Origin of the sequence: Maribacter sp. MJ134 (assembly GCF_003970695.1) — a bacterium.
Taxonomy (GTDB): Bacteria; Bacteroidota; Bacteroidia; order Flavobacteriales; family Flavobacteriaceae; genus Maribacter.
In genome coordinates, this window is the sequence record NZ_CP034570.1 from 2,430,430 (window position 1) to 2,456,156 (window position 25,727).

General features: G+C 40.4%; 17 protein-coding genes. 5 read left to right on the forward strand and 12 right to left on the reverse strand.

Annotated features, from left to right (window positions below):
- Positions 1 to 3 precede the first annotated feature (3 nt).
- Positions 4 to 2,103 (reverse strand): bifunctional aldolase/short-chain dehydrogenase, encoded by a 2,100-nt coding sequence (locus tag EJ994_RS10520; protein ID WP_126592388.1) that lies wholly within the window; start codon positions 2,101 to 2,103, stop codon positions 4 to 6.
- A gap of 183 nt (positions 2,104 to 2,286) precedes the next feature.
- Between EJ994_RS10520 and EJ994_RS10525 the strand changes: the two genes are divergently transcribed.
- The 5 genes from EJ994_RS10525 to EJ994_RS10545 all read left to right on the forward strand — a co-directional run bounded on the left by EJ994_RS10525 (position 2,287) and on the right by EJ994_RS10545 (position 10,766).
- Positions 2,287 to 3,333 (forward strand): GntR family transcriptional regulator, encoded by a 1,047-nt coding sequence (locus tag EJ994_RS10525; RefSeq protein ID WP_241240766.1) that lies wholly within the window; start codon positions 2,287 to 2,289, stop codon positions 3,331 to 3,333.
- 353 nt (positions 3,334 to 3,686) lie between these two features.
- A complete protein-coding gene (locus EJ994_RS10530; RefSeq protein WP_126592389.1) occupies positions 3,687 to 6,791 on the forward strand; it encodes a SusC/RagA family TonB-linked outer membrane protein in 3,105 nt (1,034 codons plus the stop codon).
- 26 nt (positions 6,792 to 6,817) lie between these two features.
- Positions 6,818 to 8,374, forward strand: a complete 1,557-nt coding sequence (locus tag EJ994_RS10535) for a RagB/SusD family nutrient uptake outer membrane protein (protein WP_164721449.1) — start codon at positions 6,818 to 6,820, stop codon at positions 8,372 to 8,374.
- Between the two features lie 26 nt (positions 8,375 to 8,400).
- Positions 8,401 to 9,111, forward strand: a complete 711-nt coding sequence (locus EJ994_RS10540; protein WP_126592391.1) for a fasciclin domain-containing protein — start codon at positions 8,401 to 8,403, stop codon at positions 9,109 to 9,111.
- A gap of 173 nt (positions 9,112 to 9,284) precedes the next feature.
- Complete coding sequence (locus tag EJ994_RS10545; protein WP_126592392.1) at positions 9,285 to 10,766, forward strand: sulfatase; 1,482 nt, start codon at positions 9,285 to 9,287, stop codon at positions 10,764 to 10,766.
- Positions 10,767 to 10,787: 21 nt separating this feature from the next.
- Here the strand turns inward: EJ994_RS10545 and EJ994_RS10550 are convergent, their stop codons facing one another.
- From EJ994_RS10550 to EJ994_RS10600, 11 genes are all read right to left on the reverse strand, one after another.
- Positions 10,788 to 12,227 carry a rubredoxin gene (locus EJ994_RS10550; RefSeq protein ID WP_126592393.1) on the reverse strand — a complete coding sequence of 480 codons (1,440 nt, stop codon included), beginning with the start codon at positions 12,225 to 12,227 and terminating at the stop codon, positions 10,788 to 10,790.
- Positions 12,228 to 12,243: 16 nt separating this feature from the next.
- Positions 12,244 to 15,771, reverse strand: a complete 3,528-nt coding sequence (locus EJ994_RS10555; protein WP_126592394.1) for a nitrate reductase — start codon at positions 15,769 to 15,771, stop codon at positions 12,244 to 12,246.
- A gap of 133 nt (positions 15,772 to 15,904) precedes the next feature.
- On the reverse strand, positions 15,905 to 17,254 hold the full coding sequence (locus EJ994_RS10560) for an alpha-amylase family glycosyl hydrolase (protein WP_126592395.1): 1,350 nt from the start codon (positions 17,252 to 17,254) through the stop codon (positions 15,905 to 15,907).
- A 128-nt stretch (positions 17,255 to 17,382) separates the two neighbouring features.
- Positions 17,383 to 18,423, reverse strand: coding sequence for an RES family NAD+ phosphorylase (locus tag EJ994_RS10565; RefSeq protein WP_126592396.1), 1,041 nt, complete (start codon positions 18,421 to 18,423; stop codon positions 17,383 to 17,385).
- 2 nt (positions 18,424 to 18,425) lie between these two features.
- On the reverse strand, positions 18,426 to 19,361 hold the full coding sequence (locus EJ994_RS10570; RefSeq protein ID WP_126592397.1) for a sce7725 family protein: 936 nt from the start codon (positions 19,359 to 19,361) through the stop codon (positions 18,426 to 18,428).
- Positions 19,343 to 20,227, reverse strand: a complete 885-nt coding sequence (locus tag EJ994_RS10575) for a sce7726 family protein (RefSeq protein WP_126592398.1) — start codon at positions 20,225 to 20,227, stop codon at positions 19,343 to 19,345. Before EJ994_RS10575 ends, EJ994_RS10570 begins: the two co-directional genes overlap by 19 nt.
- Before the next feature lie 69 nt (positions 20,228 to 20,296).
- Entirely contained in the window at positions 20,297 to 20,965 is a 669-nt protein-coding gene (locus tag EJ994_RS10580; RefSeq protein WP_126592399.1) for a response regulator transcription factor, read from the reverse strand.
- Positions 20,966 to 21,391: 426 nt separating this feature from the next.
- Positions 21,392 to 22,693 carry an alginate export family protein gene (locus EJ994_RS10585; RefSeq protein WP_126592400.1) on the reverse strand — a complete coding sequence of 434 codons (1,302 nt, stop codon included), beginning with the start codon at positions 22,691 to 22,693 and terminating at the stop codon, positions 21,392 to 21,394.
- Positions 22,694 to 22,732: 39 nt separating this feature from the next.
- Positions 22,733 to 23,554: an ABC transporter ATP-binding protein gene (locus EJ994_RS10590; protein ID WP_126592401.1), complete on the reverse strand. Its 822-nt coding sequence runs from the start codon at positions 23,552 to 23,554 to the stop codon at positions 22,733 to 22,735.
- A gap of 15 nt (positions 23,555 to 23,569) precedes the next feature.
- Positions 23,570 to 24,409 (reverse strand): ABC transporter ATP-binding protein, encoded by an 840-nt coding sequence (locus EJ994_RS10595; RefSeq protein ID WP_126592402.1) that lies wholly within the window; start codon positions 24,407 to 24,409, stop codon positions 23,570 to 23,572.
- A gap of 189 nt (positions 24,410 to 24,598) precedes the next feature.
- On the reverse strand, positions 24,599 to 25,699 hold the full coding sequence (locus EJ994_RS10600; protein WP_126592403.1) for an ABC transporter permease: 1,101 nt from the start codon (positions 25,697 to 25,699) through the stop codon (positions 24,599 to 24,601).
- Between the last annotated feature and the right edge of the window lie 28 nt (positions 25,700 to 25,727).

Genomic DNA, 25,727 nt, shown 5'->3' on the forward strand with positions numbered 1-25,727 from the left:
CAACTATCGTACAAATGCATTGGCCATACCGCCATCTACATTGATAATATTTCCTGTAGTCTTGTCCAAAATACCAACACAGGCAAAAACCCCGTTGGCAATGTCTTCTGGATAGATTATCTCGTTCAATAAATTTCTTTTGGCGTAGTGCGCAGGTAATTCTTCGACAGTAATACCGTAGGCCTTGGCGCGACCTTCAGCCCATTCTCCTTCCCATATCTTACTACCGACAATGACCCCGTCAGGGTTTACTACATTGACCCTTATTTTATCACTACCGAGTTCTGCAGCAAGGAGTCTTGACATGTGCTGTTGTGCAGCCTTAGCAGTACCGTAACCTACATTATTTGGTCCGGAAACCAATCCGTTTTTACTGGCTATACTGATAAAATTACCACCTAAACCTTGGTCTCTCATGATGGCAACCGCCTGCTTTGCCAGCTCAAACTGCCCTTTTACAAGCACATTCTGCAGAATGTCCCAATCTTTCTGGGTGGTTTCTTCCAGTGGTTTGGAAATTGCCAATCCTGCACTATGTACCACGATATCTACACCTCCAAATTCCAATGAGGCTTTTTTATACGCTTCGGCAATAGAGTCGCTATCGGTTACATCACAAAGAGCATAGCTAGCCGTATCCCTAGGATAAGTGGCCACCGCCTCTTCTAACCTGTCCTCAGCTATATCGGTGAGCACCACATTCGCCCCTTCTTCTGCAAGTTTATCCGCAATGGCCTTGCCTATGCCTCCTCCTGCACCGGTGACCAGAGCAACTTTCCTTGATAAAGGTTTTTCTTTGGGCATTCGCTGCAATTTTGCCTCTTCTAACAACCAATATTCTATATCGAATGCTTCTTGTCTTGGCAATGAAGTGTATTCCGTTATTGCCTCAGCACCGCGCATTACGTTAATGGCGTTCACATAAAATTCATTTGCGACACGGGTAGTCTGTTTGTTTTTGGCAAAGCTGAACATCCCTACTCCAGGATAGATTATAATGACCGGGTTAGCATCCCTTACTGCGGGACTATTAGCGCGTTTATGATTGTCATAATATTCTTGATATTCCTTTCGGTACTGCGCAAAGGCCGGCTTCAACATATTGAGTACTTCATCAGAGTTACTCAGGTCTTGTTTGGCATCTAACTGCAATACCAAGGGCTGAATCTTGGTCCTTAAAAAATGGTCCGGGCAAGAAGTCCCCATCGGCGCTAGACGCTCTAAATCATTACTATTGATATATTCTAGAACAACGTCACTATCGTTAAAATGACCGATCATTCCGTTTTCGGATGAGCATAGGCCTCTAAGTAAAGGCATTAATTGAGCGGCTTTTTCCAAGCGTTCCTCTTTTGGAAGACTTTCCAGTTTTTGTCCCCCGAAAACACTTCCGTTTTCTTCTATCTTGTTCTCAATGAATTGGGATGCCATTTCAATAACTTCAAGACTATTGATGTAGCACTCGTAAGAAGTATCTCCCCAAGTAAACAATCCATGACTACCCAAAACTATTCCTCGAATACCAGGATTGTCATTTAAACATTTCTCTAATTGTAAGCCTAGGTCAAAACCAGGACGCTGCCATGGAACCCAGCCCATGGTATCTCCCCAAATTTCCTTGGTCACCTTTTCGCTATCCTTTGCGGCAGCTACTGCAATAAGCGCATCCGGATGCAAATGATCAATATGCTTGAATGGTAGCAGTCCATGTAATGGTGTATCAATGGACGGAGCCTTACTATCCAAATCATAGATACAGTGGTTAAAAAGTCCCACCATTCTATCCTCATCTTCCAAACCGCCGTAAACATCCTTAAGATTTCGCAATCTTTCTGTATACAGGCCAGCAATTCCAGCTTTGGTCAGTGTACCTATGTCTCCTCCAGAACCTTTGATCCACATGACCTCTACCTCCTCATTTGTCAAGGGATCTTTCTCCATGGTCTTACAGCTGGTATTACCACCACCGTAATTTGTGATTCTTAGGTCCGCTCCAAGAATATTGGACCTATATAGGAATAATTTTACTTGATTGTCGCCTAGTTTGGCTGCTTTGGCTTCATCCCAAAGATAATCTACGTGCTTGTATGTCTTAACCTGCATTAAACTTTATTTTTATAAGATGCTTGTCAACGAAAATAGATTATGAAAAAAAACCAAGCATCCTGTACTATGCTGACAGGTACAATTTCGAAAAAATAAATAATCCAAGGTAAATACCTAGTTTTGTTTTTTTAAATAACTTTATAAAAAGTACAATTTTAAATCAATAGTAAACAATTTAAGGTGGAAAGACTAGAGTATATAGATATAAACACAGAGTCTCGAATTCCGAAGTATAAGCAAGTGATGGATTCCGTTATAAACAGTATCCATAAGGGCACACTAGGTATGGGAGAAAAAATACCTTCCATAAACGAGGTCAGTGAAGAATATCTCCTGTCCAGAGATACGGTTGAGAAAGCCTATGGACTTCTAAAAGAGCAGAATATTATTGTTTCCGTTAAAGGAAAGGGTTATTATATCGCTAAAACCGATCTTTCCGTAAAAATCAAGGTGCTTTTCTTAATCAATAAATTAAGCACCTATAAAATGCGTATTTTCAACTCCTTTGTTAACAGTTTGGGTGCAAATGTGCATGTTGATTTAGATATTTACCACTGTGAACCATTGGTTTTCAGCACCATATTGGAAAACAAAAAACACCTTTACGACCATTATGTCATCATGCCCCATTTTAAAAATGAAAACTTGCAGCATATGGGTTGTACGGATGAGATTCTTAAGGCAATCCATTCGATACCCAAGGGAAAGTTGATTATCATGGACCGTAATCTTAAAAGTTTATCCAAGGAGGCTGGTAGAATTTATCAAGATTTTACCGAAGACATTTATAATGCCTTAACAGCCGGTCTGGAAAAACTCGAGAAATACAAGAAAATAATTTTAGTTTACCCAAGTAAGGGAGTGTATCCTTATCCACAAGGTATCGTTACCGGTTTTAAAAGGTTCTGCATACAACATGATATCGATTATGAGATTTTAGATGAAATCTATGACAGTATGGAACTACAGTTGGGAGATTTGTACATTACCATAGAAGAATCGGATTTGGTTAATTTAGTAAAACAGAGTAGGGACAGGCATTACAAATTAGGAGAGGACATTGGTATCATTTCTTATAACGACACGCCTCTTAAAGAACTGTTGGGGATTACTGTAATTAGCACCAATTTTAAAAACATGGGTGAAGAAGCCGCTAAAATGATCTTAAATAATAAGCCCCAAGAAATAAAAAACGATTTTAATTTTATCGACCGATTCTCTGTTTGATATCATTATGGTTTATTAAACCAGAAAATACCTAGAAACATTCTAATCACACCTAATCGTATTTCACAAATGTTAATATAGATTGATGGTAAAAAAAATTAAATACTACTTTTTATTCACATAATAATTTGATTATCAATTATTTATGAATATATAATGTTCTTTGCACTCCAATTAGCACAAAAAACTCTATCATCTTTACCGTACAGTACAGGATGCCTTCACGAAGGCTAGTTTATATAATTGTTAAGAATTCATCAGTCAATTTCCTTTTTAATTATTCGATTGAAAAATATCAAGGCTCTTTTTTGATGAAATAAGAATAACTCAATTTTAACAAAACTAAACTGGAAATGAAGAAAAAGTATACCAGAAGATTGCGCAATACCGGTCTTCCTGTTTTTTTAACCCTTATCCTGTGTATTCTCTTTAGCTCTTTCGCTATTGCACAGGTACAAACGGTTACAGGAACAGTAACCGATGTAAACGGAGAACCTTTACCGGGTGTAAACGTTGTTCAAAAAAATACTACTAACGGAATGTCCAGCGATTTTGATGGTAACTATACTATTAGGCTAGTACCAGGGTCTAGAGTTTTGGTTTTCTCCTATATTGGTTTTAACACTAAGGAGGTAACCGTTAATGCTGCCAACATGAACGTTGTACTGGAAGAAGATACCGAGAATTTAGACGAAGTAGTTGTTATTGGTTACGCTACGGTATCTAGAGAAAAGGTATTGGGCGCATTATCTTCTGTTAAATCGGAAGATATCGCCGAAGTGACTCCCACAAATGCTTTTGAAGGTGTTCAGGGTCGTTTGGCCGGTGTACAGATTGCCACCAATGGTGGTCCCGGTGCTGGTTTTGATATCCGGGTAAGGGGTACCTCTACTTTTAGTGCGGGCGGCACAGGGCCTTTATATGTAGTAGACGGTCAACAATTAGACAACATAGACAACATAGATCCAAATGACATTGCTTCCCTTGAAGTATTAAAAGATGGTGCTACAACGGCCATCTACGGTACAAGAGGTGCAAATGGGGTGGTATTGATTACCACAAAATCCGGTAAGTCTGGAGACGTAAGCCTAGATGTGAACGTAGTTACTGGTATTAATAGTCTTAATGGTGCCATTCCGGTAGCCAACACAAGACAACGTTTATTCTATGAGGACGTGAGACGTACGGATGCCCAAAGACAAAATCCAACAGGTAATGACCGTGATTCTTTGAATCTGCTGTTGAGAAATTCCTTTGACTTACAGGACTTAATTACAAGGGCAGGATTTAGAAATCAAGTGAACGTAGCTGTAGCTGCCGGTAGCGAAAAATTAAAGGCCTATTGGAATACCGGTTTCCTAAACGAAGATGGTATCGTAGTAAATAGCAATTTTAGAAGAATCAATACCAGGTTCAAGTTGGATTTTACACCAAACAAAAAATTGGCCGTAAGCTCCAGTTTTAATGCTTCCTTCGAGGAGTTCAGCGGTTTAAGTGAAAATCAGGTTTTTCAGCAATTGGTAGAACGTATCGCCTATTTTCCGGTATTGGAACCCAATGGGGATTTTACACCAGAAATTGCTGGTCGTCAAAATCCACTGGCTGAGGCCAACTTAAGACAACTTCAACTAAGAACTTGGAGGGGACAAAGTTTTAACTCTATCCAGTATAAGATAACGCCCTCGTTATCCATAAAATCTACCTTGGGAATTAATTTTAGACTAAGAAGAAACAATGATTTTCAACCTTTACTGGTTCTAAATCCAAGAAATACGAATCCTCTGGCAAGCTTCCGGGATAGAATAGATTATGACATTCAGCAAGAAAATTTCATGAACTATACGAATACCTTCGGGAAACACAGTGTATCAGCTTTCGCAGGTATGCAGATTTTAAAGCGATATCAAGAAGAATTTGGTATTTCCAACGCCCTTTTTGTCTCCGAGGACATTCAAACCTTTAACAATGTAGATCCGGACGGTCTCGCAATAAATGCCGGGCAAACTTTCAATACCAGAAGTAACTTGTTTTCACTGTTCGCCGGTTTCAACTATGACTTTGACAACAAGTACTTATTCAGTGCCACGGTAAGACGAGACGGATCGTCCCGTTTTGGAGAAAATCGCGAATTTGGTTATTTCCCATCGGGCTCTATTGGTTGGAGAGTTAGTAATGAAGGATTCCTAAAAGGAAATACTACCGTAAACAATCTTTTAATTAGAGCAAGTTATGGAGAGACAGGTAATGATAGGATCGGGGACTACGAATTTACTTCGGCTTTTGAACCAGGTGCTATCTATGATGGTATTAGTGGAGTTAGGCCGACAAGACTAGGAAATCCTGAGTTGAGTTGGGAAAGTACCAACCAAACCAATATAGGTTTAGATCTTGGCATGTTCAGGAACAGATTAACCTTTAACGTTGATGTGTGGCGTAAGGATACTGAAGATCTTTTAGCGAACGTACCCTTACCAGAGGAGTCTGGATTTGGCGGAATTCGCCAAAACGTGGGTGCCGTTCGTAACCAAGGAATTGACTTGAACATTGGTGGGACCATAATCCAATCAAAGAACTTTAGCTGGAACAGTAATTTTAACATCAGTTTTCAAGAAAATGAAGTTACCAGACTTGCAGGCGGAACACCATTTCAATCAGGAGATTATATCATAGAAGAAGGAGAGTCTATAGGTAATATATTTGGTTTTAAGAATTTGGGTGTTTTCCAATATGATGAATCAAACGCATTCACGGACGATGGAGTACAGCTAACTCCAAATTTTGATGCAGCAGGTGATTTTGTTAACTATACACTCAACGGTTCAGAATTTACAGGTGATGTCAACCAGATAAGAAACGATGGGCGTGTAGCTGAAGGTGGAGATATCATTTGGGACGATGTGGATGGTGATTTTGTAATTACTAATGCTGACAGACAAGTCATCGGTAATGGTCTTCCAACGGCCTTTGGTGGTTTTTCCAATGATTTTGCGTACAAAAATCTAAGCTTAAGCTTCTTGTTCGATTTTACCCTTGGAAATGACACTTGGAGACGTTGGGACGAACTAAGAAACGATTTGAACTCGGCCAACGAAACCCCGGGCCCAAGACGTATTGAAGGTGCGTGGCAGAACCCAGGTGATGTTACGGTGTATCCAAGACTAAATAGGGTACCCCAAAACAGGGATAGACCCAACAGCTTTTTTGTAACGGACGGTAGCTTTATAAAACTGCGTTTTGTTCGCCTAGGCTATGACTTACCTAAATCTATTTTGGATAAGTTAGGATTTATTAAGAAGTGTTCTTTCTTCGTCTCTGGAAATAATATGTTAACATGGACCAATTACCCAGGTTACAATCCGGAATTGGGAACCAGAGGAAACCCTTTACAACCTGGTCTGGATAATCTTAGGTTCCCTAATGATCGAGAAGTAATTTTTGGAGCTAATTTTAAATTTTAAATTTATCACACATGAAAATTGAGAATATGAAAAGGTATATATCAACTTTACTACCCTTATTTCTAATATTGGGTAGTATACTATCTTGTGAAGAACTCGTTGATGAATCGCCCATAAGCGAAATAGATCCAGAAAACTTTTACAGAAACAATAATGACGCCTCAGCAGCAGTAATTGGTATCTATGACGCCATGCAACCTGCCTTTAGAGTGAAACATTATTTATGGGGAGAGTTCAGGGGAGATAGCTATATCAACGGTAATGATGGGGCCAACGCAAATAATATAGAGTTGACCACTAACGACGTAACCTCTGGCAACACTCCTGCATTGCGCTGGAACGATTTCTACGGAATGATCAATAGAGCTAACGAGGCTATTGCCAATATTCCGAATATTGAAGGTTTCGATGCCAATCTCCTTGCAGAAGCACAAGCGCTAAGGGCATATGCCTATTTCCAAGCCGTTCGCGTTTGGGGGTCTGTACCTGTTTTCACTGAACCCACTAGAGTTCCAGAAGACTTACAACGTTCCCGTACAGATGCGCAGACTATTATTAACGAAATTATAGTTCCTGATATGTTAGCTGCAGAAGAGAATATGGATTTAAGTAGTCTAACGAATAGATTCCGTTTTTCACTCACAAGTATTTGGGGATTACAAGCAGATGTCTATGGCTTTTTAGGCGATGACGAAAAGACGAAGGAGGCCCTGTTAAAGATAGTTGAAAGCAATAGATTTAGCTTAGCCTCTTCTCCCGTAGAATGGCAAAATCAATTTTTAAATGATAACGGTAATCCTTTTGACCCTAATTCAGAGAGTGATGGTCCATTGAAAATACAAGAAGGACCCGAATTAATAATGTCCCTAAGATATAGTTTAGACGAGTCCCAGGGCACCGGTAATGCAAACAGGTCTGGCGTCTTTTCCCTGTTCTTTGCAGGTATACCTTCCTTTACCTTATCACCGGCGTTAGAGAACAAATGGAGAGATAAATTTCCAATTGACTCTTTAGGTTGGGTAACCAAGTATCCAGATACGGACCCAATACTTACTGATTTAGAGACCGGGGAATTTATCTATGGTGATTACAGATATTATTTATGCAGGGAACAGTTCACCAATCTTGAGGCAAAAGGGGTTGGCAATGCCAGATTGGCCAAGTACAACAAATTCAACTACAACGTAAGTTTAGATGATACCGATATTGTACTTTACCGTTATGCCGGTATCTTACTTTATCTAGCAGAAGTAGAAAATCGTTTGGGCAATGCGCCAAGAGCTTTAGAGATCATCAATGAATTCAGGACCGCAAGACAATTGCCCTTAGTGGATGAGGCTGAGTTTGGGGCAACGGAAGATGAACGCGAAATTTTTATACTGGATGAACGTCAGTTAGAATTACTGGGTGAGGCCCAAAGATGGTGGGATTTACGCAGAACTAATAGAGCATTGGAAGTAATGAATCCTATATTGGATACCTTGAGTGGCGGAGTTCCGCTCACCCAGGAAAGACTATTATTCCCAATATTTGACGAGCATATCGTAGAGAATCCTATGTTAGACCAGACCCCAGGATATTAATCATTTTTGACCTAAAACTAGTAACAATGAAAAAAATAAAAAATATAACAATTTGGGGGCTTCTAAGTCTAACCCTCCTAATAACAGGTTGTGATTTAGACTTGCAAGAACGTTTCGTTTTTGAACCGGATGTGGACCTAAGTGATCCTTTTGCCGAACTAACGGCCTGGCAGTTCTTCAATCTACCACAAGTCAATGCCCTTAACGAAGATGGTGAATTGGTAGGGGACAACTATAACTATATGGCCGCGGCCATCCAGGCTGCAGGTATGGTAGATGAATACAATACCGCCAATGGTGGCAGAACTTTTCTAATGCTCAACAACAACGCCTTCACAGGAAATGGAGATGTTATCGCCTTGGTTACGGGTTCAGCCGATGTTGAAGACGGAGAAACTCCTGCAGAGGTCATGGCAAGAGCGGATGTTGACGTGTTAAGATTGATTTTACAATATCATATCATTACCACCTATGTAACCCAAAACGATCCCTTGGAAGAGTTTGGAGTCAATTATGAGTTCCAAACCCTGATACCTGGAGAAGCAGGTAAAATCGTATTAAGAAGGGACGACAGGTTGCGTGTTGACGTCAATAGAAGTCCTGCACCATTACCCGGTACCGCAACAGGTGGAGGTAATAACGAAAGGATTAGAAATTATAATTATGTTTTTAATAATGGTATCGGACATAGTTTAAATGATCCCGTTAGGAATCAGCCTTATCCTAGTCCAAATTAAGATTTAGATTTTAGTAGTTTGTTTAAATCCTCTATGGTCTTAATTGATGATAGAGGATTTTTAGTGAAACACTTTAATTTCGTTTATTATAAAAACCTAGACCAGTGAAATTTATCCAATAGAACAGAAATGCGTATTCCACATAGAATTATCAACAAAACAGAAATCAATTTATGATTAAAATTCGATTTACAGGTAGTTTGATTGGATCTGTAATTTTTATAGTGACAAGTTGCGGACAAACGCATAAAAATCCGCTAACAAAGGAAAGCACCGTGCAGGTTGCCGAAAAACCAAATCTTATTTTTTACCTATCTGATGACCAAGACGTCTATGATTATGGCTGTTATGGGAATGAAAAGGTAAAGACCCCAGCAGTTGACCAGTTGGCATCGGAAGGGATACTTTTCTCAAACGCTTTTACGGGACAAGCCATATGCGCACCAAGTAGGTCTCAACTACTCACGGGAAAATATCCCCTAAAAAATGGATGTTTCGCAAACCACACGCGTACCAGACCGAATATAGTAAGTATTACGAAGTACATGCGAGATTTGGGATATGAGGTCATTAGGGCCGGTAAAAGCCATATTGCCCCAGAGCGGGTATACGATTGGGACGTAGCCTGGGACAACATCGAAAAGTCCACCGGACCTCGAAAGTACGTCCCAACAGACAGTATAGAAGCCTACTTCAAAAAAACTAAAAAACCATTTTTCATGCTGATCGCCTCGGCCTATCCGCATGCGGAATATTACGATGTGCCTGAGGTCAACCCGGAGGATATTCAACTCTTTCCGTTTAATAAAGTTCAAAGTAACAACCAAAAGTTCTTAAAAAGCAAAGCAGGTTACTACCGTAGCATAGCAGAGGATAATGCACAATTAACTACGGTATTGGATTTGGTGGACACTTATTTAGACAAGGAAAATACCTTGTTTATTTATAGTGCGGACCATGGCGTATCTGGCAAGTTTACGGTAAAAGATGTGGGGTTAAAAGTACCTTTTGTTGCACGATGGCCCAAGGTAATAGCACCAAACACCACCACTGAGCAACTTATACATTATACCGATGTACTTCCTACGTTTATAAAAATTGCCGGTGGCGAAGTGCCAGAAGATATGGACGGCAAAAGTTTCTTACCACTACTTAAAGGCGAAAATGTAGAAATCAACCCATATGTCTACGGCGTACGAACGAATCAAAATATTCTCAAATCCGAGGTATTTCCTTCACGGATGATACGTGATAAACGTTTCAAATACATCAGGAATTTTAATGCTGTGGAAGTGGTGGAAAAGAATCTTGGAAACAATCCGAATATCAATGTATTCATACGAAGAGGAGCCCTAGCCTTTAAAGAGGAACCTTTTGAAGAATTATACGATTTGGAAAACGACCCTTATGAGCTGCATAATCTAGCAACAGATACCTACTATGCCGTCATTAAGGATAGACTAACGGAAGACATGTTCAAATGGATGCAAGACCAAGGAGATTTTTTAAGCGAAGAAACAGGCACAATGCCCCTCATAACCCCTCCAGGCAATAGGGGCTTTAAACTGGATCAAGATACGCCCAGAAGAACAATTCCAGATTCGCTCAAAAACACTTTAAACAAGGAAGATTATCTCATTATAGAGCATTGGTAGTAATAGCCCTATGAAACAGCTTTAGATGGCGGCACTTAAGAATGTTTCCTTAAAATCCGCCTTCGGGGCATCACATACAGGGCAAACGTAATTCTCAGGAATAGAATCAAAAGTAGTACCTGCGGATATGCCGGCTTTCGTATCCCCATACGCTTGATCATAAACCGTAAAGCAGGACTGACATTGATGAATACGTTGTGGGGCGACGGTATTCTTTTTCTCGGCCCGTTTTTCAATTGGTTTTACCTTCCCCAACTGCTCAAAATATTTCTTACTCAACTCCATTAACAAGCCCGGAAGCTCAATTTTATCAATATCCTGAGCGTACGAAATGTAATGATGTGTATTAGGGTCAAAGTTCTCAAAATGCAACACGTTATACGTAGGGCGAACTTCGAAGTTTTTTACAATGGTAGGCGGGCTGTTTTTTTCAATAATAACGGAGGAAAAATGGGAGCGTTTCCCTACATCATTACTGATTCCAAAAGTAAGCCCATACGTACTAATATCATTTTGGTCAAAACTACGTACCAAAAACTTTTTAAGATCTAAAGCCTCTGCATCGTCTACGGGAATGTGCCAGTTCATTTCCAATTGAGAATGGCGCACGTTTATTCCCCAACTTCCTAAGAAGCGTTCCAATTCTGGTCGGCTTTCCTGCTTTATCCCCTTCACAATAAAAGACTTCCATGGCGTAATACATATTTTGCCGATACTATTATCCAAACAAAAACCACAAAACTCCTTTAAAAAATCAAGATCGTACCTATTGTTTCTCCAATACAAGCCTAACCAATATTGGTCTAGTCCCATGCGGTTCATGCCCTCGTAATATGGAAAAGTCGTATAATCTATATTCAGTTCCTTTTCTATGGTTTTATTATTGGTGTCCAGTTGTTTGCTGATGACGAAGAAAAGTTCTTCCACATCTTGTATATCCTCATAGACTCCTTCTATGGCTTTTGAAATGGTCGTGATATCCCAACTGTAAATGAGTACGGGATAGTTCGCCGATGTTTTCCAGTGCGGTAATTTCACGTTTAGATACCAGTAGTCTTCACTATCCGACGCAATGAAATTAAGGTCGCCACTGAAAATAGGCACCAATCGTTGTTTGGGGTCCGTAATATTTATTTTGAGTTTGGGCGAATAATCAAACCCCTCTAAGATATAGAGGTAGGTAGACCCTTTTAACCAATAGGACATATCAAAAATATCTGCCGAAACATAGGAGCATACGATATTCTGATAACTACGTTCCCCAACAACATCCGTATTGAATTTAGAAATACCCTCAAGTTGTCTTTCGTTGGCTTTATCAATAGGAAACAACAGGTCTTGTCGCGAACCAAAATAAACCTCTTTTAGGCCGGCGGATTCTAGCATAGAAATGATATCCTTCAACTCACCTGGGGAAGTCACCCCTCCCGGTATCAAAATACGATGTAAATCGTCGTTCATATTCTTGATATTAGCTTTAATTCAACTGCAATTGACTGTCTAACAAAACCTTCACCTCTGGCTTACAACTACCACAACCCAAGCCGGCACCGGTCTCCGCACATAGTTTATTAAAATCGGAACAGCCATTGGCAATGGCATCCAATACATTTCCCTCCCCTACCTGACTACAAGAACAAACCAGCTTCCCTTTTAGGGGAACGGTATTAGATGCTCCACGTAGTAATTCGTTTCGTTTCTCTGAAAGTTCAATCTCCTCTTCTATCAAGCGTTTGAATTCTGCGAACTCGTTTTTGTCGCCCATCAGAATAGCACCTTTTAATGTATCGTCCTTAACAATGCACTTTTTATAGAAACGTTTGCTTACGTCCATCAAAATAATTTCCTCGTAACTACTATCTTCCTTGGGAGCGTTGACCATACCGATACTGCACAGATCTAGATTTTCGAATTTTAGGATATTCATCAAAACCGAGCCATTGTAGATGCTACTAAAATCTCCCAACATATAATTGGCTGCAATATCTGCCTGTTGTTCTGCCGCGGAGGTAATCCCAAAAAGCGAATTATTGAACTCCGCAATTTCTCCCAAAGCAAATATAGATGGGTTACTGGTCTGTAAATATGCATTCACCTGTACCCCACGGCGGGTCTCTAAATTGGCCTTTTTGGCCAGTTCAATATTAGGTCGGGTGCCAATGGCGTAGACAATGGCGTTGCATTGTATGGTTCTCCCCGTCTTTAGGTTCACCAATAAGGAGCTGGGCGCTTCCTTCTCTTCAAAAACGGTACTAACCTCGTTATCAAAATAAATTTGGATTCCCCGCTCTTCAACATCCTCGGCCAGTAATCGGCTGGCGACACGGTCTAATTGACGCTCCATTAAACGTGGGGCCCGTTGAATAATGCTTATGTTAACGTTTATTTTTTTTAGTGCAGCAGCCAGTTCCAGTCCCAAAAGACCACCCCCTACAATGACCACGTGTTGCTCAACGGCCGGCAGACCCGTTTGCTGTAAATATTGTTTCAGTTTATCAGCATCACCACGTTCACGCATGGTAAACCGGCCCGGCATATCCATTTTCACATCACTGGGCACAAAGGCACGACTACCGGTAGCCATAACGAGCAAGTCATAGGAATGTTCGGTTCCATTGGTATCCGTGACAAATTTTAAGGAATCATCAATTTTTACGATTCCTATTCCGGGATGAAGGCTGACCTCCAATTTTTGAAGCTCCCCGTTTTTCAGTTTCTCCAAGGCCTCCCACGAGAGCTCATCACTTACATATTCCGGCAGCAATACCCGGTTGTAAAACGGGTCTTTTTCCATGGAAAAAACATGAAGCTCGTCTTTTTTGTTCTTTTCTCGGTAGGATTGTATAAAACGATAAGCTGCGGCACCGGCACCGATAACTACAATCTTCTGTTTCTCTTTTTTAAATTTTTCCACCTGTACGGCACAATATTTAAAATCCGGTTCTTTGGATACCGGGTCTACCAGATCGTTGGTCAAATTATTGGCCCTACCAAAATCGTTGTTCAACACCTTGCCCCAATGCATGGGTAAAAACACCACTCCGTCCCGTATATCATCATTGACTTTTACCTTTACCTGCACTTCACCCCTACGGCTTTTAACGACCGCTATATCGCCTTCTTTAAGTTTTCTGAGATAGGCGTCCACCGTATTCATTTCCAAGAAGGGTTGCGGGATATGGGTCAGCAAACGTTTTACTTTACCTGTCTTGGTACGCGTGTGCCACTGGTCCCTTACCCTACCAGTATTAAGAATCAAGGGAAAATCCGTACTGGTTTCCTCAGACTTGTTATAAAGGCTTTGTGGTGCGTTAAAGTGTGCCTTTCTATCATTCGTATGAAAAACGTAATCGGTGAACAAGCGTGGCGTGCCCGGGTGGGTCTTATGGGGAACGGGCCACTGAAAACTACCTTCGTTCTTAAGGCGTTGGTAGCTCAGACCCGAAATATCGATATTGGTGCCCTTTGTCAGAAGGGAATGTTCATCATAAACTTCGCTTGCACTGGTATAGTCAAAACCTTTAAAACCCATGGCCTGAGCAAAACGCCAAAGAATTTCCACATCGGGCAAGGCTTCCGCAGGAGGGTCTATTACTTTGGGCAAATAGCTGATGCGTCGTTCGGAATTCGTCATCGTACCTTCCTTCTCCAACCATCCGGCGGCGGGTAAGAGCAGGTCAGCAAACTTGGTAGTCTCCGATTTATGGGATATATCCTGTACCACCACGAAAGCGGCATTTTTAAGGGCGCGCTCCACTTTGTGTACGTTGGGCATACTTACGGCCGGGTTAGTACAAATAATCCAGATGGCCTTTAATTTTCCATTTTCCAAGGCATCGAACATTTCCGTAGCGGTATAGCCCGGCTCTCCCTGTATTTCCTTTCCACCCCAAAAATCGGCTACTTCCTTTCTATGGACTGGATTGCCCAAATCCTTATGCGCCGCTAGTAAGTTGGCCATACCGCCCACTTCCCGGCCGCCCATGGCATTGGGTTGACCCGTTAATGAAAACGGACCACAACCCGGTTTACCTATTTGACCGGTAAGTAAAGAAAGGTTTAAAAGTGATACATTCTTGGACACGCCTATGACACTTTGGTTGAGTCCCATAGTCCACATACTTAGAAACCTACTAGCTTCCCCAATATATTGCGCCGCTTTGCGAATTTCCGAGGCCGGAATGCCACATTTTTGTGCTGCTTGCCGTATAGATAGTGAAAAGGCCATTTCCTCGACCGCCTCATAATTTACCGTATGGTTTTTAATGAACGACTTATCCAGCTTTCGTTTTTCTATGAGCCATCGCGCTATGGCATTGAAGAGCACCACATCGGTACCGGGGAGAATTTGCAAGTGTAAATCCGCCGCGGCAGCAGTTTGTGTTTTCCTTGGGTCTACCACAATAATTTTTACCTCTGGATTATCGGCTTTGTGCTGTTCCAAACGCCTGTACAGAATAGGGTGACACCAGGCGGGATTAGCCCCGGCAATCAGAAAAGTATCCGCCAGTTCAATATCTGCATAGGAAATAGGAACGGAGTCCTCCCCCATCGTTTTTTTATACCCCACCACGGCCGAACTCATACAGAGACGGGAATTGGTATCTATGTTATTGCTACCAATAAATCCCTTGATAATCTTATTGGCGAGGTAGTACTCCTCTGTAAGGCACTGACCGGAGACATAAAACCCCACACTATCCGGACCGTGTTTGGCAATAATACTTTTAAAGACCGCAGCAGCGCGTTCAAAAGCAGTATTCCAAGAAATTCTTTGAAGTGGATGGTCTCTACTCCATCGCATTTCCGGGTAAAGTATGCGGTCCGTGATATCTTGTGCTACGTAGTTAAGGTTTCTTCCTTTGGAACAGAGCATTCCTTTGTTAGCGGGATAGTCCGGGTCGCCTTCTACTGAGATAGCGCCCTTAGTATCTACCGCTACTTCTATACCACAACCAACACCGCAGTAACTACAAATCGTCTTTTCTGTCTTCTTTTTCTGCATAGCTCCATCTTTGATGTTCCCATCAAATTACAGTAAGCAAATTAGAAAAATACGTATTAATACGTAGTAAAGAAATGATAATAGTTGCCCTATATTCTGTGAGAATGATAAAAAATTAAGGCATCCGCTAGGATTAATCCAATGGCGCCAACACGCGTCCCCAACAAGACGGAATTTCCACCCTAAGCATTCCGTCCCTGACCTTACCTGAATATTCAGGGTTTAAAAGGTCTTTGTATCCCGTTGAAGTATATGGCCCCAAAGGAATTTCAAGATTTACCACATGTCTTGATGCATTGATTATACAAATCACAACATCACTATCCAAGGCCCGCGCGAATACCAATTGTTCTTTCTGGACCAATAGCTCTTTGTAATCTCCTTGGCGCAGGCATTTGTTTGTCTTCCGTAATGCGGTAAATCGTTTTATGGAATCCAATAGTAGCGGATGTTTGGCCTGCTTCTCAATAGCACCTAAAACCGCTTTGGGGCGCAAGGCATCGTGTGTACCATCCTTGATTCTTCCCTCAAAACCCCATTCGCTACCATAGTAGATAGCGGGAATCCCCGGGAGTGTAAATAGCAATAGGTATAGTGGAAAGAGGTGCGCTGGCTCGGCCAAGGCACTTGCCGCACGGTCTACATCGTGATTGTCCACAAAGGAATACAGCGTCAAATCCTTATATGTTCCAGCAGGGCCAAATTGCCGCCGTAATATGCTAGCGATATGCTCAAAATTTTCCCGATTAAAACTCTCGCTCAAGGGTGTATGGTATTCGTAGTTGGTCACGGAGTGTAACCTATTGGCATTGGCCCACTCCCTATAATCTCCGAAAACCACTTCCCCAAGCAACCAGAAATCTTGCTTCTTGTTCGTACAGAACGTACGGAGGGCCTCCAAAAAATCCAGGTCTATTACATCGGCCGCGTCTAGGCGTAGGCCGTCTAATCCATACCTGTCCATCCATTCCGAAACGGCAGAAAAAAGATGAGCGCGTACCTCTGGGTGCTGTAGGTTTAGCGCTACCAATTGGTAATGCCCGTGCCACCCATCATAAGTGAAACCATCGCCGTGTTCGCCCGCTTGGGAAAAGTCCACATTAGCAAACCAGTCCCTGTATTGAGAACGCTCCCCTTTTTGCCGGAGGTCCTTAAAAGCCCAGAAGTTACGCCCTACGTGATTGAACACCGCGTCCAAAATCACCTTGATACCCAACTCATGGGCTTTCGTCACCAATTCCTGAAGCTGAGCCTTGGTACCCAAACGGCGGTCTACCTGAAAATAGTCCGCCGTATCATAACCGTGCGAAGTGGATTCAAAAACAGGACCTAGATATAACGCGGTACAGCCCAAAGCCTTTAAATGTTCCAACCAAGGAACCAAACTATTTAGGTTATTAGTGGCTGCGGATAGGAAGTCGTTTTCCTTTGGCGTACCTACTAATCCCAAGGGATAGATATGGTAAAAGATTTGGTTTTGCATAAGGAGCTACTAGAGGAGGTATTATTTGATTTATTATATTCCAAGTTACCAATTTAGCTTACTTGTTTTGGAACTCTTCATAGACGAGTGCTAGCGGGAATGAAATATAATTCCATAGACCCAAAAAGCTATTTTATTTTTCCGTGCGTTAAATTAATGTCTTTAATTTCATAAACATTGGTTTTAAAACACTCCAATTTTTCTGGATTAAAGATAGCAATGTTATATCCCTCCGAATTTAAAGAACTTTGATATTCCACACCGTCAAATCCCAAAGACTTGATAAATTCCGATATATATTGAGTAGGAATATAATCTAGAATTTGGTCTCTCTTTCTAATTGGCAAAGACAATTCCTTTTGAAGTGTTTGTATGAAAGGAATATAAATTAAATAATTTTCTATTTCTTCGATTTCAGACCAATAAATTGGGTCATCTTTAGGGTTTCGAAGGTTCAATATTTTAATATCTTCTGTTAGTTTAAATTCGCCAACGGTCACGTAGTCAAAAAGTGATGCTCTGGTCTCATACATCGACGTTTCAAGGCTATCAGCAACGTATAAATACGATATTCCCTTTGGGTTGGCTCTACCGCTTGAAGCTAATTCACTTGGCGGGTTTCCCATTTTTTCACAAGGAAAACCACTTTTATCTGAAACTCTACATCTAAAAAAAATCCTACCTTTTTTAATTTTTCTATAAAAGCTTTCGTGAAGAAAAAATGTTTCTAACTTTTTTAAGTCAATTGTATTCTGAATATGGTAACGGTTAACAAATTTTATTTCTTCCTTAAAATCGTTCCAAACATTATGAATATTATCAGCCTGAGTTTCCAGAAAAGGCTTAAGTTTCAAGGATACATTATTTTTGAAAAGCGATTCAAAAACTTCAAGTTCATCAGCAAAAATAGCTTTCAATAAATCAGTTGGATTAAATACAATTTCGTTAATTACATTAAAATCTTCCTTTAAAGATTCAGATATTTGAGAATTAGAATTTACGTCTGGAACATACAGAGATAATATATTTCTGAAAAATGGCGATAACTCTCGTGCTGAATAAATTGATGTATTTTTAGTTTTACAGAAATCACATTTTCCAGTTCTCTCATCACCATTAATAATACTAATTAAGTAAGAACTAGTAAAGCAATTAACACAACAGTTCATAATTAAATATTGTTAACTATCAACTCAATGTGATTCATTATTGAAAGTTTTTTTAAAGTTCCAAGCCCTGGAAAATGACCTCTTTCTTTTAAATCTCTAAATTCATTAATTGCAGCAGTATTTAGATTTTTTTCGTTGCACCAAATGACCAATTTATTTATTGCTTCTGAAAATTTACCCCCAATATCAGCAACATCTTCATTAGAGTCAGAAACGAAATGTTTTACCTTGATTTGTTCATTTTCCAAATAGCTCAAGTGAATTGCTACAGCTCTTGGCAAAAATCCAGATTCTGAATAGCTATCGCCAATTGTTAAGAAATCAGAAAACCCAACAAAGCCGTCTTGGATATAGTACCTATATTCTTTTGAAAAATCACTTTCTTGGTTTAAATAGTCTGCATTCCTAGATTGTTCTATAAAATAATCATCTAGACTAACGAGTGTGTTGGCTTCAAATTCACGGTAATACCTACGACTAGTTTTTTGAAAATAAATAACATTATAAATTATGTTTAATTGATTATTTAAAACCTCAATATTTTGGCTGTTTATTTCTGTTTTATGTATTAATGTGATTCCGTTAAAAGTTAAATCTAACTCATTTACGAACTCAATTAATGTTCCAAGGTTTCTTTCAGTTTTAGTGTCAATTATAACAGCTAGTTGGTAGTTATTATATTCTGATGGAATTGAAGAAGTAATTATTTCAATAATTCTTTCGTATTGTCCTTCTAAATCTCCAACTCTCGGATTTATTATTAAGTTAAAATTTGCGTTTCGATTTACGAATTCAGCTAGAGTAGATTTTATAGTACTCGAAGCTTTGACAGGTTCAATAATTGGGGAAATTTTATTTAATTCCTGCGGAAAAAGAGAACACAATTCTCTTAAGGCAATTAGTTCAAATTGTTTGCCTCTTAAATATGGGAGATACATATTTTGCTTTTTTGATTAAGAAATGTGTTTAGTTTTTCGTATTCATTTTTTGAAAAATCCAACGTGTAACAAATATGTTTAAGACTCTCCGGAATAGTTTTTTCTTGGATTTTTTTTGGATTAGAAATATTTCTCGATTTGAGTTTGGCAACCACCATTTTTTGAAATAATGAGATTTCAATATTTTTTGCTAGGGCCAAACATTCCTTGAAAATTCTAGTGTTAGAAACTGCCGGCACAAAGTTGAAGTATTCCTTAATTATCTCTAAATACTCCTGTTTTCTAAGAGTTTTAAACAATACATCATAACTAAAAGTAACTTCATTACTTGTTGCTTCTCTTATAGTTTTTAAAGCGTTTCTTGAAGTTAATTCAATAATACCAATAGTAGAATTTTCATAGAGTTCAATTAATTTATTTATATGTTTTGAACAAGTTACTATATAAACCTTGTCTCCAAATTTGCAATAATCTAATACTTGTTTATCCAATTTTTCAAGCTTATCAAGCTCTGTTTTTATTTCATAAACCCTTGCCTCTCCATTTAATAAAACAAAATCAGCTATTGAATTCCCAATATTAAACTCATTTAATGCTATTGTGTTTTTTAAACTATATTTCTTAAGTAATAGCTTATTGGTAAGTATGTTTTTATACACATATTCATTTCTGTAATTCTTTAACAGGGAATCATAAATAACATTAATTGCATCAAGAATGGTGGTAGAGTCTTCAATTATTGCATACTTCCTCAATCTATAGAGCGTTGAATAGTAATCATTCTCTCTCACAATCTTCCTAAAATTAGATGTTGCAATTATCTGTGATAGACTACGTAAGTGAGTTATATCAGTTATAGCTTCCATATAGTATAAATATACAAATTCGAATTTTTTAAATCCTTAGTCAAAATTGTTCTGAAAATTTTATCACGTTTACACCAAGCCAAACTCCTGTGCCTTTTTAGAAAGGTCCATAAGGTTTTTAACCTCCATCTTCCGCATCAAATTAAAACGGTGTGTTTCTACGGTGCGTTTGCTGTTCTTTAGTTTTTCAGAGATTTGTTGGTTGGTGAGCCCGGATAAGACCAGTTCCAAGACCTGAATTTCTTTATTGGTAAGGTCAAAGGGTTTGCTGGTTCGGCTATCATTTTTAGGGCTTTCCGCCATCTTTGCGCCCGGGTTCAGTAAATTGTTCACCAGCACGTTAGAAATATCGCCACTATAGTATTTGTCACCGCCCTGTACGGCATGGATGGCCTTGATAAATTCAGTTTTCCCGGTATCTTTCAACAGATAACCTTTGGCCCCCGCCGCTACCGACTGCAGAATGTATTCTTCGGAATCGTGCATGGAAAGGATAATGCATTTGGTGGTGGCGTTGGCTGCATTCAATTTCTCCACCGCCTCAATACCCGTCATTTTGGGCATGCGAATATCAATAATCAGTATATCGGGGTTTTTCTCTTTCACCAAGGTCAATGCCTCGGTACCATCGACACCCTCGCCAATAACGTTCAAATCTTCTTCGCTCTCTAAAAGTGCACGGATACCATCACGTACAAGGGAATGGTCATCTACTAAAACAATACTGGTCTGGTTCAAAATGTGTGGCGCTATACGTAGTTATACTTACAAAGATAGGATTCTAAAGAAGAAGTGCAAAGTAGGGGTTGGTTGTTAGGAGTTTCGGAGTGTAGAAGTCTATGAGTTTATGAGTTTAAGGGTTTAGGGTTTAGGGTTTAGGGTTTAGGGTTTAGAAGTTTAAGAGTTAAGGTTTAAGGGTTAAGCACTGATCGATGAATATCTTTAACCAGGCTGAATCTGGCGTTCACTACTACATATGAACTACTTAGTACTGCATACTAAATACTGCTTACTGACTACTGAACACTGCCTACTGAACACTGCCTACTGACTAACAACTACCAACCCCTTAACCCTCGAAAGCTACCACAACCAAAGCGGTCATGATAGCCAATCGAAGCATCATAAGATGATATCCTACCTATACTGCGGTGGGTAGACCAACTATTCCGATTTTGCCGTATTTAAAAATTTAGGCTTTATAATTAACATGGCCCATGCCCAATTCTGTGAACTGGCCGCATCGGCTTCCGTAACTCCTTTTAACTCGTACATACCATCTGCGGGAAATAGGTGCGAGTACCCAATTTTTAGGGCATAGCCTTTAAAACCTTGTGTATAGACCAAATCCAGCTCCGTACCCAAGGATTTTTCGCCGCTAGGCAATTCCTGATCCCCGGAGAAGTTCAATATTTTAGCTAGGAGACTTGCTTTCTCCCCTAGTTTAAAATTAGCGCTGGCGTGCACATCGAACAGACCGATCGTATTCACATGGTTCCCTACGTAGAAGTAATCCATAAAACCGTTGAACTTATGGTTGGTGCCGAAAGTAGGTAAAAAGGCCTCCGTTCTATCGGTAGTAGTGACGTCATTACCGCTAATTAACTCAACACCCGCTCCCAGGCCTACTTTAGAGGACACCTTATAACTTAAGTCCAATCCTAATAAATAGGCACCTTTTACATCGGTAGCGCCATTAAAAAATTCCCCATTTTGGATAAATGCGTTCGCCGCTGCACCGAAACTTCCCTTTTTATAATTTAAGTGCGTACCTAGGGTAATAAGACTATTGACACCATCGGCATTACCATCAACGTCAAAATTCTGATGCGCGTAGTTCACCGCTAAAAGACTGGCAGAAAAACCTTCCCATTGCTGCTTGGCATAGACATATTGCATTGTTTTGTACTGGAACGGATTATTCGCAGGATAGGCGGTTCCTTCATTTTGAAAGCCAAAAAGCGGACCTCCGTTACCATCTAAATCCTGATTAAAGGCCAACCCGACATCTAGCATAAACTTACCCCCTTTATACTGTAAAAGTGCCAAGTCATGGTTACGGCCCTGCTGTGCCCAATCCAAGCCGCCGAAAAAGCGTTGATCGTCATAAGAAATTATCTGTCTTCCTAATTTTGTAGACCACTTTTCGCTTAACTTAAGTGAGGCCCAAGCTTCGAACAGTGCAAAAGAGTTATTATCATCCACCGGAATAATCTGTGGATTTTCTCCCCATACCGAAACATCTTGTAGACTAATATATACTTTAAAAGAATCAGCGGTAAAACCGGCATTTAAACGCGATCGGGTGTTGATGGCAAAACCGGCATCCGACGCATCGGGAATCAAGGTTTGAAATCCGTTTCGGTACTCGGTCCTTGGTCTAAATTGACCGTCTAAAGTAAATTGAGCGAAGGTAAAAGTAGTGCATAGCAAAGCTAGGACAACTACAACGTGTTGTTTTTTCATGATCTTAGTTTTTAAAAGGATTGTACTTAAATTTGGTTTTTAGTGTTCTAGAAAATCAATTAAATGTTTTCTGTAGGTATAATAATCATCGTGCTCCAAAACAGATTTTCGGGTTCGAGGCCGCTCAAATTCGATGTCTAGAATATCCCCGATTTTGGCTCTTGGTCCACTTGTCATCATGACCACACGATCGGCCAAGAAAATGGCCTCGTCCACATCGTGGGTAATCATCACCGCCGTAATTTTCTCTTTGTTCCAGATTTCGATTAGAATGTCCTGAAGCTCTCCGCGCGTTAAAGAATCCAACATTCCAAAAGGTTCGTCCAGCAACAAAACCTTGGGTTTAATGGCAAAGGCCCTTGCAATGCCAACCCGTTGCTGCATACCCTGTGATAATTCCAGCGCTTTTTTATCAAAGGCCCCATCCAAGCCCACTTTATGCAAGTAGTATTTCGCGATGTCTTTTCGTTGTGCTTTGGTGGCATGCGGAAAAACTTGATTAACGCCCAACAGCACATTTTCCAAAGCCGTCATCCACGGCATAAGACTCGGCGATTGAAAAATAACTCCACGGTCCGGCCCAGGACCCTTAACGGGGTTGCCCAGTACTGCAATATTACCGCCAGAGATAGGGTTTAAACCCGCTATCATAGAAAGCATGGTCGTTTTACCACAACCGGAATGTCCAATGATGGTCACAAACTCCTCTTTCATTATCTGCAGATCCAAATCTTCTAACACCACATAATCTCCTTTAGGAGTGGGATAGACTTTCTTTAATTTGGATAAATCGAGCATTACCTTCGAAGGATAGACAATACCGTTTTCCGACGTTGTACTTGCTATAGTTGCTGTGTTCATATCTGTTTTCTTTTATTAGGCTACAAAACTTTTCGGTGCTATCTCTGGGAGCAGGTATTCTTCATGCGAAACCGACTTTCTTTCCGCACCGATATCCATCAGATATTCGATAATGGCGTTTCTGGTTTTCTTGTAATTGGGGTTATCGTTCAAGGCCGTTTTATCCCTAGGCCGTTCTATATCAATTTTAAACTCCGGTCCTAACGTGGCGTTCGGTCCCGGTTTTAATGGAATAATACGGTCTGCCATGTAAATACCCTCATCAACGTCATTGGTAATCAATAAGGCGGTACGCTTGTCTTTACTCCAGATATTCAATATTTCATCCTGTAGGTTACCACGGGTAAGTGCATCCAAGGCCCCCAACGGCTCATCCATTATGATCATCTCCGGATTCATTGCCAAGGCCCTGGCAACGGCAACCCGTTGGCGCATTCCACCCGATAATTCCTTAGGTCTTTTATTGATAGCAGGGCTTAGACTCACCATTTCCACATAGTCGCTCACCCGTTTTTTCAAAGTAGCCTTATCCTCTTTCGGAAAGGCTTCCTTTACCGCCATATAAACATTTTGACCGACTGTAAGCCAAGGCAGTAAGGAGTAGTTTTGAAAAATAACCCCTCTTTCATGACTGGTATCCACTACAGGTGCTCCTTTGAAAAGCACCTCTCCGCTCGTGGGTTTCAAGAGTCCGTTAATCAGGTTCACCAAGGTTGTTTTTCCACTACCCGTAAAGCCGACGATCGCCACGAATTCTCCTTCATCGATGGATAAATTGATATCAGAAAGCACTTCAGTAGCATTTTCTCCTTCTCCATAGGTTTTATAAATATTATTCAGTTCTAAGTATGCCATATTTTAGTTCTTCGTTCTTCGTTCTTCGTTATTCGTTATTCGTTTTTCGTTGCTAGTTGCTAGTTGCTAGTATTTTTACTTCAGACTTTTCCTTTCGTATTTCGTAAGTTGAATAGGTCTCGACGACTACGCTCTACCGGACAGTTCTTCTAGTCTTATATCTAAAAGCACAGCGGTCTTTCATCTATTTCAGACGCCTTCGTTTTTATTAAATGAAACCATATTTTGAACGGTTAACATTAATCTATCCAAAAGGAAACCAATGATTCCAATAATGAACATCGCCACGATAATTTTAGCATTCGAGTCGTTGGCCCCATTTTGAAATTCCTCCCACACAAATAATCCCAATCCTTGGCTCTGTGCCAAAAGCTCAATAGCGATGAGTACCATCCATGCCACGGAAAGCGTAATTCGCAATCCTGTAAAAATCAAGGGTAAAGAGGAGGGTAAAATCACCTTAAAGACTTTTTGAAAAGTACCTAGCTTTAATACTTTGGCGACATTGATGTAATCTTTATCCACGGAAGAAACGCCCATTGCGGTATTGACCAAAGTAGCCCACATGGCGCAAAGGCCCACACTGATAAAGGAAATTACAAAGGCATTGTCTGAACTATCGCCAATATACAAGGTCTTTACGATCATAAAAACCAAGAGGTACCAAACTACGGGCGACACCGGTTTAAAAACCTGAATGAACCAATTGAAGGCACTCCGCAACGACGGACTCAAACCAATAATAATTCCGATAGGAACCGCAATCAACAGGGCCAGTAAAAATCCGGCAAAAACGGTTTTAATGCTCGTTAGAACAATATCCACAAAAGAAGCACGACCCGTATACACGATGGCATCTTTACCTTGGGCTATCAGTTTGGCGTTCATAGTAGCCATTTTTTCCTCAAAAGCAGCTTTATCCGCAGTAATTACCTTATGGTCCGCTATTAGAGACTGTAAAGAGGCCCACACTTGTGAAGGCGATGGTAAGGTGTTCGGTTGGCAACTGCTATCCCCAGATGCGATACAGGCTCTTTCTGCATCGGCCGCCGCCTGCCCTTGCTCCGTTAAGGCCTTTTCAATCTTAAAATTGGCCTCTTTGTTATAGAGTGCTTTTGAACCCAGATGCCATAATCCTAGGAATAGGGCTATAGAAAGGATGGTAATACCTGTTTTCTTAAGCGATGCGATTACATCTCCTTTTTGAAATTTGGGCGTCAACTTAGCCACCAACGGTTTCAAAAACGCAAGGCCCTGATTCTCTTTTTTTAATGTGATTTCTTGTTCCATACTACTTTGCTTTGCTTCGATTAGGTAT